The sequence below is a fragment of the Pseudomonas sp. TNT2022 ID1044 genome, assembly GCF_028656895.1.
Taxonomy (GTDB): Bacteria; Pseudomonadota; Gammaproteobacteria; order Pseudomonadales; family Pseudomonadaceae; genus Aquipseudomonas; species Aquipseudomonas reinekei.
In genome coordinates this window covers 110,300-123,380 of record NZ_JAMDHB010000013.1, presented here as the reverse complement: position 1 = coordinate 123,380, position 13,081 = coordinate 110,300, and the positions used below count along the sequence as shown (strand labels likewise).

15 protein-coding genes and 1 pseudogene are annotated in these 13,081 nt (G+C 59.1%); 6 read left to right on the top strand and 10 right to left on the bottom strand.

Going from position 1 to position 13,081, the window contains the following annotated elements; all coding sequences use genetic code 11:
* Positions 1–16: 16 nt before the first annotated feature.
* Complete coding sequence (gene cfaB, locus M5G20_RS17680; protein WP_273920151.1) at positions 17–1,204, top strand: C17 cyclopropane fatty acid synthase CfaB; 1,188 nt, start codon at positions 17–19, stop codon at positions 1,202–1,204.
* Here the strand turns inward: cfaB and cls are convergent.
* Positions 1,201–2,640, bottom strand: coding sequence for a cardiolipin synthase (gene cls / locus M5G20_RS17675; protein WP_273920150.1), 1,440 nt, complete (start codon positions 2,638–2,640; stop codon positions 1,201–1,203). The two genes, cfaB and cls, sit on opposite strands and share 4 nt — an antisense overlap.
* Positions 2,641–2,773: 133 nt before the next feature.
* Between cls and M5G20_RS17670 the strand changes: the two genes are divergently transcribed.
* Positions 2,774–3,295 carry a DUF3617 domain-containing protein gene (locus M5G20_RS17670; RefSeq protein ID WP_150704996.1) on the top strand — a complete coding sequence of 174 codons (522 nt, stop codon included), beginning with the start codon at positions 2,774–2,776 and terminating at the stop codon, positions 3,293–3,295.
* Positions 3,296–3,348: 53 nt separating this feature from the next.
* Here M5G20_RS17670 and M5G20_RS17665 read toward each other — a convergent pair whose 3' ends face one another.
* From M5G20_RS17665 to M5G20_RS17635, 7 genes and pseudogenes are all read right to left on the bottom strand, one after another.
* Positions 3,349–4,248, bottom strand: coding sequence for a His/Gly/Thr/Pro-type tRNA ligase C-terminal domain-containing protein (locus M5G20_RS17665; RefSeq protein WP_273920149.1), 900 nt, complete (start codon positions 4,246–4,248; stop codon positions 3,349–3,351).
* Positions 4,249–4,342: 94 nt separating this feature from the next.
* Positions 4,343–4,435: pseudogene (locus M5G20_RS17660) on the bottom strand (carbonate dehydratase); the annotation flags it as partial.
* A gap of 7 nt (positions 4,436–4,442) precedes the next feature.
* Entirely contained in the window at positions 4,443–5,318 is an 876-nt protein-coding gene (locus M5G20_RS17655; protein ID WP_273920148.1) for a metal ABC transporter substrate-binding protein, read from the bottom strand.
* An 11-nt stretch (positions 5,319–5,329) separates the two neighbouring features.
* Positions 5,330–6,196, bottom strand: a complete 867-nt coding sequence (locus tag M5G20_RS17650) for a metal ABC transporter permease (protein WP_273920147.1) — start codon at positions 6,194–6,196, stop codon at positions 5,330–5,332.
* A complete protein-coding gene (locus tag M5G20_RS17645; RefSeq protein ID WP_273920146.1) occupies positions 6,196–6,864 on the bottom strand; it encodes a metal ABC transporter ATP-binding protein in 669 nt (222 codons plus the stop codon). Before M5G20_RS17645 ends, M5G20_RS17650 begins: the two co-directional genes overlap by 1 nt.
* On the bottom strand, positions 6,861–7,757 hold the full coding sequence (folE2, locus tag M5G20_RS17640; protein WP_273920144.1) for a GTP cyclohydrolase FolE2: 897 nt from the start codon (positions 7,755–7,757) through the stop codon (positions 6,861–6,863). The genes M5G20_RS17645 and folE2 overlap by 4 nt, the downstream gene beginning before the upstream one ends.
* A gap of 134 nt (positions 7,758–7,891) precedes the next feature.
* The gene (locus M5G20_RS17635; protein WP_273920143.1) at positions 7,892–8,269 is read right to left on the bottom strand and encodes a glutamine synthetase; all 378 of its coding nucleotides are present in this window, start codon (positions 8,267–8,269) and stop codon (positions 7,892–7,894) included.
* 142 nt (positions 8,270–8,411) lie between these two features.
* Between M5G20_RS17635 and zigA the strand changes: the two genes are divergently transcribed.
* Together zigA and M5G20_RS17625 are read left to right on the top strand one after the other, a co-directional pair.
* Positions 8,412–9,617, top strand: a complete 1,206-nt coding sequence (gene zigA, locus M5G20_RS17630) for a zinc metallochaperone GTPase ZigA (RefSeq protein WP_273920142.1) — start codon at positions 8,412–8,414, stop codon at positions 9,615–9,617.
* Positions 9,617–10,273 (top strand): DUF1826 domain-containing protein, encoded by a 657-nt coding sequence (locus M5G20_RS17625; protein ID WP_273920141.1) that lies wholly within the window; start codon positions 9,617–9,619, stop codon positions 10,271–10,273. Before zigA ends, M5G20_RS17625 begins: the two co-directional genes overlap by 1 nt.
* A gap of 4 nt (positions 10,274–10,277) precedes the next feature.
* Here the strand turns inward: M5G20_RS17625 and M5G20_RS17620 are convergent, their stop codons facing one another.
* Positions 10,278–10,634, bottom strand: coding sequence for an NADH:ubiquinone oxidoreductase (locus tag M5G20_RS17620; RefSeq protein WP_075947036.1), 357 nt, complete (start codon positions 10,632–10,634; stop codon positions 10,278–10,280).
* A 26-nt stretch (positions 10,635–10,660) separates the two neighbouring features.
* Between M5G20_RS17620 and M5G20_RS17615 the strand changes: the two genes are divergently transcribed.
* A complete protein-coding gene (locus M5G20_RS17615; RefSeq protein ID WP_273920140.1) occupies positions 10,661–11,626 on the top strand; it encodes a CobW family GTP-binding protein in 966 nt (321 codons plus the stop codon).
* A 3-nt stretch (positions 11,627–11,629) separates the two neighbouring features.
* Here the strand turns inward: M5G20_RS17615 and M5G20_RS17610 are convergent, their stop codons facing one another.
* Positions 11,630–12,043 (bottom strand): DUF3301 domain-containing protein, encoded by a 414-nt coding sequence (locus M5G20_RS17610; protein ID WP_150735875.1) that lies wholly within the window; start codon positions 12,041–12,043, stop codon positions 11,630–11,632.
* Between the two features lie 119 nt (positions 12,044–12,162).
* Between M5G20_RS17610 and pdxY the strand changes: the two genes are divergently transcribed.
* Entirely contained in the window at positions 12,163–13,035 is an 873-nt protein-coding gene (gene pdxY / locus M5G20_RS17605; RefSeq protein ID WP_273920139.1) for a pyridoxal kinase PdxY, read from the top strand.
* The last annotated feature ends 46 nt before the right edge of the window (positions 13,036–13,081 follow it).

Genomic DNA, 13,081 nt, shown 5'->3' with positions numbered 1-13,081 from the left:
ACAAGGGGGATTCTCCATGCTCGCGCAACTTCCACCGGCCTTACAGAATCTGCAGTTACCGCTACGCCTGCGACTCTGGGATGGCCATGAATTCAATCTGGGGCCAACGCCCAGCGTCACGATTGTGGTCAAGGACCCACAAATGGTTACCCAGTTCACCCATCCCAGCCTGGACGCGCTCGGAGCAGCGTTCGTCGAAGGCAAACTGGAGCTGGAAGGCTCTATCAGTGACGTGATCCGCGTCTGCGATGAATGGAGCCAGGCGTTGCTCAATGAGGGCGACGACAGTCAGCCTGTGCGCACCGTCCACGACAAAGAAACTGACGCCAAGGCAATCTCCTACCATTACGACCTCTCTAACGCGTTTTATCAGCTGTGGCTCGACAGCGACATGGCGTATTCCTGCGCTTACTTCGAAACCGGCAGCGAAACCCTGGAGCAGGCTCAACAGGCAAAATTCCGCCATTTGTGCCGCAAGCTGCGCCTGCAACCCGGCGAGTATCTTCTGGATGTCGGCTGCGGTTGGGGGGGGTTGGCGCGCTATGCGGCCCGCGAGTTCGGGGCGAAGGTGTTTGGTATCACGCTCAGCAAGGAACAACTGGCGCTGGCGAGAGAGCGGGTCAAGGCTGAAGGTCTGGAGGACTTGGTCGAACTGCAATTGCTCGATTACCGCGATCTGCCGCAGGACGGTCGATTCGATAAAGTCGTCAGCGTTGGCATGTTCGAACACGTGGGTCACGCCAACCTGGCCGAGTACTGCAAAACCCTGTTCGGCGCGGTGAAAGAGGGCGGCCTGGTGATGAACCACGGTATCACCGCCAAACACACCGATGGACGTCCGGTGGGGCGTGGTGCCGGTGATTTCATCGAGAAGTATGTGTTCCCCAACGGCGAGTTGCCGCACCTGTCGATGATCTCTGCCGAGATCAGTGAAGCAGGTCTGGAAATCGTCGATGTCGAGAGCCTGCGCCTGCATTACGCGCGCACGCTGGACCACTGGAGCGAACGCCTGGAGGACAACCTTGAAGCCGCAGGCAAATTGGTGCCGGAACAGGCGCTGCGCATCTGGCGTTTGTACCTGGCCGGATGTGCCTACGCCTTCGCCCGAGGCTGGATCAACCTGCACCAGATTCTCGCGGTGAAGGCCCATGCCGATGGCAGTCATGAACTGCCATGGACGCGTGACGATATTTACAACCCTTAAAGAATGGGTGAAATGAGCCGGGCGACCCGCATGCCGAGCTGTTGCAGGCGGCGGGTCTCCCGGCCTTCTTCTTTGGCAATTTCGTGGGCCTGGGCAAAGTCGTCGTTGAGCATCTGTTCCACCTCGGCGGCGAATGTGCTGTCGACCGTCAGCAACATCACTTCGAAATTCAAACGGAACGAGCGGTTATCCATGTTGGCGCTGCCTATGGCGCTGATTTCGTTGTCGATCAACACGACTTTCTGATGCAGGAATCCAGGCTCGTAGCGGAAAACCCGTACCCCGGCCCGCACAGCCTCGAAGGCATAGAGGCTGGAGGCGGCGTAGACGATTCGATGGTCGGGCCGCGACGGCAGCAGAATCCGTACATCCACCCCACGCAATACCGCAAGGCGCATGGCCGCGAACACTGCTTCGTCGGGAATGAAATACGGGGTGGTGATCCACACTCGTTCGGTTGCCGCGTATATGGCTTCGACGAAAAATAACGAACAGGTCTCGTACGGATCCGCCGGGCCGCTGGCGAGCAGTTGGCACAATACGCCATCGTCCGGGTACACGTCTGGCAGGATCAATGGCGGTAAAGAACGGGCGGCCCAGAACCAGTCCTCGGCGAAGGATTCCTGCATGCAGGCCACCACCGGACCGCGCACCTGCACATGGGTATCGCGCCACGGCGCCAGGGGTGGTTTCTCCCCCATGTACTCATCCCCCACGTTGTGCCCGCCCACGAAGCCGAGCATGCCGTCGACCACCACAATCTTGCGGTGATTACGGAAGTTGACCTGGAAGCGATTCAGCCAGCCGCTGCGGGTGGCGAAGGCTTTGACCTCGACACCGCCGTCGCGCAACGACTGTACATAGCTGTGGGGCAGGGAGTGGCTGCCGATTTGATCGTAGAGAAGGTAAATCGAGACGCCTTCGGCGGCTTTTTCCAGCAACAATTTATGCAGGCGCTGACCGAGGCGATCGTCGTGAAGGATAAAAAACTGAATCAGCACGGCTTCTTTTGCTTGGTCGATGGCATTGAAAATCGCATCGAAAGTTGCCCGGCCGTTAATCAACAGCCGCACCTCGTTGTTGGCCAGACAAGGCATGTGCCCGAGCTTCGGCATGGCCCTTAGTGACGCGTAAGCGGTGGAAGCGCGAGCGGTGAGCGCTTCCTCTACCCAGGGGCGCCAGTTGAGCTCTGAGATGGCCTTGCGCATTTCTTCGTTGGCCTGGCGCCGTGCCTTGATGTAACCGTCGAAGGTACTGCGGCCGAACACCAGATAGGGGATGAGTGTCAGGTAAGGCATGAAGACCAGTGACAGTGCCCAGGCGATCGAGCCTTGGGCAGTTCGAACGGTCAACACGGCATGGATGGCTGCGATCGTGCCCAGGGAATGCAGCAAAGCGATGGTGTAGCCGAAAATATGCGGTCCGAAATAATCCATTGGGGGCAGCCTTGCTCCTGAAGATTCAATGCTTAACAGACCATGTTCCGGGCAGAATGTCGCTATTTAATTGGACCATGAACCGAAGCTTGCGGCTGACGTCTAACGGCCATTACTGATCAGGAGTTACACGATGAATGTTCGTCTGCTGGGTTTGGCCATTACGCTGGGTTTGGCACTTCCTGTGGCCGCTCAGGCGCAGATGCTGCAGCCGGGTTTGTGGGAATTGACCTCGAGCAACATGAAGGTCGATGACCAGAACCTGCCGGATCTGCAACTGATCCTTGGTCAGATACAAAGCCAGATGACCCCTGAACAGCGCGCGCAGCTGGAAAAACAGGGCATCACCATGGGTGGCAAAGGTATTCGCGCCTGCCTGACGCCGGAGCAGGTCAAGAGCGACAATATTCCGCTGACCGATCCACAATCGGGCTGCAAACAGGAAATCACCGAGCGCACCGGCAATCAGTGGAAATTCCGTTTCAGCTGTCCGAAAGCACAGGGTGCGGGTGTCGCCACGTTCCTCAGTGACCGTGAGTTCACCACCAAGGTCAACGGCACATTCAACGCCACCGGTATTCAGCAGAAGGGTAGCCTCGATACTCGCGCCGTATGGCTGGGTCAGGATTGCGGCACGGTCAAACCACGAGCCTGATGAAATGCTTCGGTGGCAAGACGAATTGCCGACTTGCCACCGAACGCGTCCGTTCAGACCCCGGCAATCCCGGGCTGACTTAACCACTGGCACACCGCGTCAACCTGCATCCTGCCGAAATCCTCGCCGCTGTTACTGCGCACTGTGACGAAACCGCCAGCCTTTTCCTGCTCCCCAACCACCACCAGATACGGCACGGTTTGACTGTGCTGGCGTATCTTGTAGCGGACCTTTTCGTTGCGCAGGTCCGCCAGGGCGCGAACGCCGCCACGGCGTAACGTCTCGGTGACGGCGTGGGCGTAGGTGGTCTGGCGATCATCCATGCTGACAACCATGACATGGGCCGGCAGGCGCCAATACTGCAGCTCCTGGTGGCTGGACCAGCACGTCCCATAGACCCGTTGTTGCAAGGTGCCGCTGATGTGATCCAGGGCGAATGCCTGCAAGACCTTGGTAGTGGGAACATGTGGACCGGTGGTCCAGTATTCGGTGTCACCGAGACGATAGAGCGAGAGATTTTCTGTGGCCGTGGCCGTGGTCAGACGGCGACGGATCGAGTGGTTGGTCGCTGCCAGAGATTGCATGCGTGCTTCAATCAGCGGCAGGTCGGTCGCGGCCAAGGCTCGCTCGACAGCGAACTCGCAAAAGAACCCGTCACCCAGCGGTGAGCCCACGCGCATTTGTGCATGCGGATGAAGTTGTTTGACGGCCATCGCCAGCATCAGCGTGCAGGACCGGCGCAGGATCTCCAGGCCGTCTGGCTCCTGCGGCGTCACAATGCTGACCCGGGCATCGGCCCCGACCATGAATTCGCAATCCACCAACACGCCGTTGACGCGTCCTGCCACCGCTGCACTGGCCAGCCCCAGGCCAATACTCGCGGCGATTTCATGAACGGTCAGGGGTTGGTCGTACTCACGCAATGAACCATCGGGCAGGGTGATCTGGATCATAGTTATTGTTCTCGACTGCTTCGATCACACGCGCTAGCGGATAAACCATAAGACCAAACCCTGTTCGCTGTCATGTAGACGTTTGTCGATTGTCTTAAAACTCGTTTTGCAGGGCTTTGTAACCGCGCATCAGGTCGACGTTGGTGCGCGCCACGTCCTCGGAAAACTCCGAGGCGCGGATGCTTACCGGCGAATCATGGTTTGCTCAACGCGTTGTAGAGGGTGTTGAGGTTGTATTCGAACAGTCCGGTAAACGTACTCGCCGGGCCCGTTGCCGCGAGCGCATCGGAGTACAGCGTGCCGCCAATCCGTGCGCCGCTTTCGTCGGCGATCTGTTTGAGCAGGCGCGCATCTTTGATGTTCTCCATGAACACGGCTTTGACCTTGGCCTGGCGAATCTGTGTGATCAGCGCAGCGACATCGGCGGCTGAAGGCTCTCGCTCGGTCGACAAACCCTGAGGCGCCATGAAGTCGATCCCATAGGCCTGGCCGAGGTAACCAAAGGCATCGTGGGAGGTCACGATCTTGCGGTTGCCCGGAGGTAGCGCGCCGAGTTTGGCTTTGGCTTCGGCAAGCAGCGTGTAGATCTGCTTGAGATAGGCGGTGCTGTTGCGTTGGTAGTCGGCCTTGTGCGCAGGGTCTGCGGCAATCAGCGCTTTGGTGATGTTGGCGACGTACAACTCGGCGTTCGCCAGGTTGTGCCAGGCATGTGGGTCGGGAACGGTCTCGCCGTCCTCATCCAGATCCCGTGGGATGACACCTCGACTGGCGGTGATGACCGGTGCCTTGGCCTCGCTGCTTGCCACCAGACGATCCAGCCATGGCTCGAAACCCAGACCATTCTTGATGATGAGCTTGGCCTTGAGCAGTGCCTGGGCATCGTTTGGCGTCGGCTCGTAGGTGTGCGCATCGGCGTCGGGGCCGACCATGTTGGTGATCTGGATGTGCTCACCGCCTACGTGTTGGGTCATGTCGGCGAGGATGCTGAAACTGGTGACCACCTGAAGTTTTTCCGCAGCAGACAGTGACATCGACATCATCAAACTGAACAGCACGAGTAAAGCGCGCATCGGGTAACACCTCATTGGGATGTGAGCAAAGGTGGGCGATGCAGCAGACCGTGTACGGGCCCGAACACCACCGACAGCAGGTAGAAACCGCCAGCCACCAGCACGATGGCCGGGCCACTGGGTAGTGAGTAGTCAAACGACAGCAGCAGTCCCAGCCATACCGAGAGGCAGCCAAACACGGCTGCGATGGCCATCAGGGCCGGTAGCCGGCGACTCCAGAAGCGCGAAGCTGCGGCGGGCAACATCATCAAACCGACCACCATCAAGGCACCGATGGCCTGGAATCCAATCACCAGATTCAACACCACGAGAGTCAGGAATACGCCATGGGCCAGAGGACCGAGGCGGCTGACGGTGCGCAGGAAAAGTGGATCAAGGGTGTCCAGCAACAAGGGACGGTAGATCAGCAGCATGGCGATCAAACTCATCGCCGAGACCCATAGCATCCCGGTCAAGGTGGGGCCATCGACCGCCAGGGCCGAACCGAACAGCAGGTGCAACAGGTCCAGGCGTTTGCCCGCCAGGCCGAGAATCAGCACACCGCTGGCGAGGGAAATTGGATAGATCGCGGCGAGGCTCGCATCTTCCCGCAGGCCGGTTCGGCGAGTGATCCAGGCTGCCAGTCCAGCCATACCGAGGCCGGCGCCGAGACCGCCGACCGTCAATGCGGGGAGACTCAAACCGGCGAACCAGAACCCGAGTGCGGCACCCGGCAGGATGCCGTGAGCGACGGCGTCTCCGATCAGGCTCATGCGTCGCAGAATTAAAAACACCCCTAGCGGTGCTGTGCTGCAGGCCAGGAGCAATCCGCCGATCAGCGCCCGGCGCATGAACACGAACTCGTGGAACGGTTGCCAAAGCTGTGCGGCAGCGAGCATCACGCCACCTGCGTAAATGGTTGTTGGCGGATGAGATCGGTGCTCGCGCCAAAGAGGCAGCCGCTGCTTTTTATCAGCAGGGTTTGCGCAATGTGTTGGCGCACGGCCGCCAGGTCATGACACACCACCACCAGCGTTCGGCCCTCGGCATGCCACGCGTGCAGGTGCTTCCACAGCAGCGCTTGGCCGAGCTCGTCGAGCGCCGCGTGAGGTTCGTCAAGCAACAGCAAAGGAGCGTCGGCGAGGCTTAATCGAGCAAGCAGGGCACGTTGCAATTCGCCACCGGACAACGCCATCAATGGGCGTTGCTCCAAACCGCTCAGGCACCAATCTTCCAGCACGGCGCGAAGTCGCTGGCGGCGTTGTTCCGAGGGTTGTTTGCTGCCCCAGAAACCCGCGGCAACCAACTCCTGGAGGCTGATGGGAAACTGGCGATCGAGATGTTGTTGCTGAGGCAGGAACGACAGCCCACCTTTACGCGGTGCCGAGAGTGCGACTTTACCGGAGAGAGGTTTTTGCAGGCCGGCTATCACTTTCAGCAGGCTGCTTTTACCGGAGCCGTTGGCACCGATCACCGCGGTGAAACGGCCTTCTTGCAGTTCGATGTCGAGGGGCGGTGTCAGCGGTTGCCCCGGGGCACCCCAACGCAATGCCTGACAGTGGATCATGCGTTCTCCCGGTTCCAGCGACTTTCAGCGACAGCATCGTGGGCATGCAAACTTTCAGCGTGGATAACGCGAATGTGAAAGCCGTTGATGCCGGGAGAGCGTTTCAGGGCGATGTTCAACCGTCGGGCTGCGTCTTCGCAGAACATCAGGTTCTGGCCATTGGCGAGGGCGAAGGCTTGTTCGTCTGCACGCTTCACGGCCGTCTGCACAGCAGTGCCGAGAGCTGCTTCGGCGTCATTGATCAGTGCAATCAGTGGCAGCTCGTCCAGATAGTCGTCGAGCTGCAGGCTTAATTGCGCCGTGCTGCGTTGACTGTGAGGCGTCGCAACGATGCCTTTTGTCGATCCCAGCCAAGCCAAGACGTCGGCGTGTTCCAGCGGCTTGTTGGCGAAGTCGTCGACAAATTGCTGTTGGATTAGCTGTCGAGATAATGCCGCTGAACATGGGCACGTCGAGGAATAAGCAAACTCGATTTTTAGTTCCACGTGGAACATCGAGTTTTTCAAGCGCGCGTCAATGGAGATGGGATAGGTCTTCCATCCGCTTAGAGGGCTGATCAGGGCGGGCCGTTTAAGCAGTAGATTCGTATGGATTTTTAGATAAGCGCTGCTCGCCAGGCCTTCATGACTGTCCAAAAAACGCTGCAATACCCGTCGTAGGAGTGACGGCGAAAGTGTTGCCTGCTCGAGCATTGCCAACGCCAGATAGAGCCTCGACATATGAATGCCGCGTGCCTCTCCGTCGTCGAGACTCACTCCCGCATCGGCAGTTGCGCTCAATCGTTGGCCGTCGAGTAAAACAGGAAGAGCAATGCCGCACATCCCCACCCACTCAAGTGGCAAGGCTTGGCGTGAGGCCTGCGCGGCGATATCCGGCAGAGTCAGCGCATTCATGAGCAGGTCCATCATGGAAAATAAGTTTGCATGTTATAGTATAACAATGCGCTCCACGATAGCTTTTTCATGAACAGGTTTTCATCTTGCCCGGATGGCAATCGCTCGAGCTGATCCCGCCTGTAATCCCGAGGTTAGCAACCGGTTATTCGGCTGCAGGTGAATTTGGCGCTGCTGCCACCGGAACTGGAAAACCGATTGATAGTGGTCCAGCCGACACGCCGGTTGTAACCGACCCACGCTTCACCGTCGGATGCGATTCCCGTGAAGAACGTCAGCTGGCCGTAGCGACTATTGGTCTGCGCCCAGTAACGCTTCCCGGCGGCTTCGAACCCCCGCAAGTAGATTGTGCTGCCGACCGTATTGACGCTGTACGCATTGCCTTCGCCATCCACGCATGCCAGCAAGTTGGCGCTTCGGGTGCAATTGGCCAAGGCTGGAACTTGCGCCTGAACTGCCGCAGCACCCAGCAATGAAAGGCTCATCAGCGCGAGTTTCAGGGCGTTACGCATGGGATTTCTCGTGAACGGAATGAGCTCCAGCATCCAGCCCTTGGTCGTTCTGGACAAGAGGAGAGTGGCTTGATTGTGTTGTTATACTATAACATAAAATCAAGCCCGACATTTTGACCGGGCATCCCGTGAGGAGCATCTGATGCCAAATCGTTTACCCGTGACCGTGCTGTCGGGCTTTTTAGGGGCCGGGAAAAGTACACTTCTTAATTACATACTACGTAATAGAGAAAATCTTCGAGTCGCGGTGATCGTCAATGACATGAGTGAAATCAACATTGACGGTAGCGAGGTCCAGCGCGACGTCAGCCTCAATCGCGCAGAAGAAAAACTCGTTGAAATGAGCAATGGCTGCATCTGCTGCACCTTGCGTGAAGACTTGCTGGAAGAGGTGAGCAAGCTTGCCAGCGAGGGGCGCTTTGATTATTTATTGATCGAGTCCACAGGCATCTCCGAGCCGCTGCCGGTAGCGGAAACCTTCACGTTCCGCGACGAAAGCGGGCAAAGCCTTATGGATATCGCGCGGCTCGATACCATGGTCACGGTGGTCGATGGCATGAATTTTTTGCGCGACTACCAGGCCGCCGAAAGCCTCGCTTCCCGTGGTGAGACTTTGGGCGAAGAAGATGAACGCGCGATTACCGACCTGCTGATCGAGCAAGTGGAGTTCGCTGACGTGATCCTGATCAGCAAGATCGACCTCATCAGTAGCCGCGATCGCCAGGAGTTGATTGCGATCCTGGAGCGACTCAACGCCGAGGCGGAGATCATTCCAATGGTCATGGGCGAAGTACCGCTCGAAAAGATCCTCAGTACAGGTCGATTCAACTTCGATAAAGCCGCTCAGGCGCCGGGCTGGTTACGCGAGTTACGCGGCGAACATGTACCGGAAACTGACGAGTACGGCATTGCCTCCAGCGCTTATCGGGCGCGTCGTCCCTTCCATCCGCAACGTTTTTTCAGTTTCATCGACCGCCCGTGGGTCAATGGCAAGCTGCTGCGATCCAAGGGGTTCTTCTGGCTGGCCAGTAAGCACATGGATGCCGGTAGCTGGTCTCAGGCCGGCGGTTTGATGCGTCATGGTTTCGCTGGGCGCTGGTGGCGTTTTGTGCCGAAGAACCAGTGGCCGCAGGACGAGGAAAGCACGGCCGGCATTATGGAAAACTGGACTCGCGAGACGGGGGATTGCCGGCAGGAACTGGTGTTCATCGGCCAGAACATCGACTTCAAACTGCTCACCGCAGCGCTCGATGAGTGCCTGCTGACAGACGATGAAATGGCACTGGGAGTCGAAGGCTGGCGATTGCTTCCAGACCCGTTTGGCCCTTGGCAGGAAGAGGCTGCCTGATGCTGACATTGACCCCGGCGGGACGGTCCGGAAAGTCGATCCGCCAGCAGCAGGGAACAACACCAACATCCCTGAGTGGCATTCTCGATGACGGCGTGAACCTTGCGGTCTGGAATCGCCAACTCCCGCTGCATATCGCTGACTTCGCGACTCTGTTGCTGTCGCTGAACGAGCCGCTGGCGCAATCGCTATCCCTGGAAATGCCCGACGACGAAGCTGAACCCAATCTCCATGGATTGGCCTCAGGCTTCAGTGATCTTGAAGGTTACGAAGGGTTCATCGCCGACGTTTCCTGGCTTGTCAGCGCGTTTGCCTGCCTGCTCGGTGCCCGGCGAATCGGCGTGCGCCTGAGGGTTCTCGACAAGGCCATGTGCCCGCGCTTTCACGTCGATCACGTCCCCGTACGGTTGATCACCACTTACGCCGGGCTCGGCAGCGAATGGCTGAGGGAAGGCGCCATGGACCGTCGTCAACTGGGCCAAGCCGCCGCCGAACCTCAGGATGACACCTTGATCCAGAAGATCGACAGCGGCGAAGTCGCCTTGCTCAAAGGTGAAAAATGGCATGGCAATGAAGGCTTTGGTCTGATTCACCGCTCGCCGCATCTGGATCCCGGCGAGCGTCGTTTGATCCTCACCCTCGACTGGCTGAGCTAACCACTCAAGGCTTGAGCCAGGTGCCCTGGCTTTGCCCTTCGCAATACGGCTGCAAATACGCCGCGTCCGTGGCCACGCCGTAATAGTGAATATCCTGCCGGTAAGGCATATTGGCAACTTGCGCGTTGCTGCACACGCCGAACGCGCCAGTGGGGCAATGGTCGACGTACCGTACCTCGACCTTCTGCCCGGCCAGGTTCGGTTGGCAGAAGCCGTCGGCGAACAGTTTTTCCGGGATGTTGCGATTCTGCTGGCAGACCTGGACGTCAAGGCGTTCCGCCTGGCTGTGGACAACGCAGGCCTGTGCCAGCGCCTCACCACACGCAAGCGTCAGCAGTAACGACACTCCCATCCACCGCATACTGACCTCCTCAGAAACCTTCGACCATGTTGCAGAACATTCCCACTCACGTCATCGCCGGGCCTTTGGGCGCCGGCAAGACCAGCCTGATCAAGCACCTGCTGGCGCAACGTCCCGCCGGTGAGCGCTGGGCGGTGTTGATCAACGAGTTCGGGCAGATTGGCATCGACGCCGCGCTGCTGACTCAGGAGGCCGATGGTATCGCACTGGGGGAAGTGGCCGGTGGCTGTTTGTGTTGCGTCAATGGCGCGCCGTTTCAAGTCGGGCTCGGCCGTTTGCTGCGCAAGGCGCGGCCAGACCGGTTGTTCATCGAGCCTTCGGGATTGGGACATCCGGTGCAGTTGCTCAAGCAGCTGAGCGAGGCGCCATGGCAAGGCGTGCTGAGTCTGCAAGCCAGCGTGCTGGTACTCGACGCGCAAGCGCTCGCAGCAGGAAAGCCGCTGCCTGAGGCGCAACAAGAGGCGCTGAACAGTGCGGGGCTGTTGCTGATGAACAAGTCTGAAGGGCTTGAGGATGCGGACCGCCAGCGCATAGGTGCCATGTTGCCGGTGCGTCCGCTGTATTGGACGCAACAAGCCGCGCTACCCTTGAGTGAGCTGCCCGGTCTTGCGTCGCGAGCGGTGGCGGGTGTGGATAACTTTGTGATGCCCAAGCGTCTGGCGCAGCTTCCTGCAATCTGGAGCGACCCGACGCTGCCGATTTGTTTAAGCCAGGAACAGGAGGGTGGCTGGAGTATCGGCTGGCGCTGGCATCCGAGCCAGGTCTTCGACACGGCGCTCCTCGGCCGCTGGCTCGAAAACCTTTCCTGGCGGCGTGCGAAGCTGGTTGTTCACGGTGAGCAAGGCTGGGTATCGGCGAACGCGCTGGATAGTTCAGCGGTGGCGTGGCAAGCCAGTGAATGGCGTCAGGATTCGCGGATTGAATTGATTTTCAGCGCGCCGCAAGACTTCGAAGTGCTGCAGAGAGGTCTGGCCAACTGTCGGTTGAATTGAAGATCACGGCCGCCACTTGTTGTGCTCTTGCCGCCAATGGTTCAGCTCGATCACCTGCGCGCTGGGCTTGACCACATCGACGACCGGAGGCGTGTCGTCAAACGGCATCGGATAAGGCGCCAGTTCGATCTGCGCACTGTGGGCGCCGAACTGGGTGATGGTGCCGTTATGCCGGGTTTCGCCGGTGACGGTGAATTCGAAGTTATACACACGGGCCAGGCGCCGCCGACCACTGGCATCCTTGATGAAGCCAATTTTTTTCAACGCCACATTGCCATCCAGCAGCTCGATCCCGAGGTTGCTGCAATGTTGCTTGACCCGCTCCAGTGCGCGCTCGCGCAAGCCGTGGTTGTGCCAAAGCCAGGCGCCAGCGGTGGCGAGCAGCATCAACACGAAAATATTTCCAAGGGTCAGCATCAACAGGGTGCTCCAACAAGATAGTGTCAGCTTAACTGTGTCGTCGGTCTGTCGTACAGGCTGCGTTTAGTCGCATACTGCGCCGCTCGAATTTCAATCGTTTTACGGATACTCACCGCATGAAACGTACGCCCCATCTGCTTGCTATCCAGTCCCACGTGGTGTTCGGTCACGCCGGCAACAGTGCCGCGGTTTTCCCGATGCAGCGGGTCGGGGTGAACGTCTGGCCGCTCAACACCGTACAGTTCTCCAACCACACGCAATATGGACAGTGGGCCGGCGACGTGCTGGCGCCGCACCAGATCCCGGATCTGGTCGAAGGCATCGCGGCGATTGGCGAACTGGGCAATTGCGACGCCGTGCTCTCGGGTTATCTCGGCAGCGCGGCCCAGGGCCGGGCGATTCTCACGGGTGTGGCAAGGATCAAGTCGATGAACCCCAAAGCGCTGTACCTGTGTGATCCAGTCATGGGTCATCCGGAGAAGGGCTGCAGCGTGCCTGCGGAAGTCAGCGATTTTCTGCTGGAAGAAGCCGCCGCCGTGGCTGACCTCATGTGCCCGAACCAACTGGAGCTCGACAGCTTTTCAGGGCGCAAGCCGCAGTCGCTGTTTGATTGCCTGGCGATGGCGCGGTCGTTGCTGGCGCGCGGGCCGAAGGCCGTGCTGGTCAAGCATCTGGACTACCCGGGCAAAACCCCCGACGTCTTCGAAATGCTGCTGGTGACAGCCGAGGGCAGTTGGCACCTGCAACGGCCGATGCTGGCGTTTCCACGCCAACCCGTGGGCGTTGGTGACCTGACGTCCGGGTTGTTCCTGGCGCGTGTGCTATTGGGCGATAGCCTGGTGGCCGCTTTCGAATTCGCCGCGTCGGCAGTGCACGAGGTGTTGCTGGAGACCCAGGCCTGCGCCAGCTATGAGCTGGAACTGGTGCGGGCACAGGACCGGATTGCCCATCCGCGGGTGAGGTTCGAGGCGACGTCGATCAGCTTGTAAGCGAGTCACGATAAAAAGATCGCAGCCTGCGGCATCTCTTACAGAG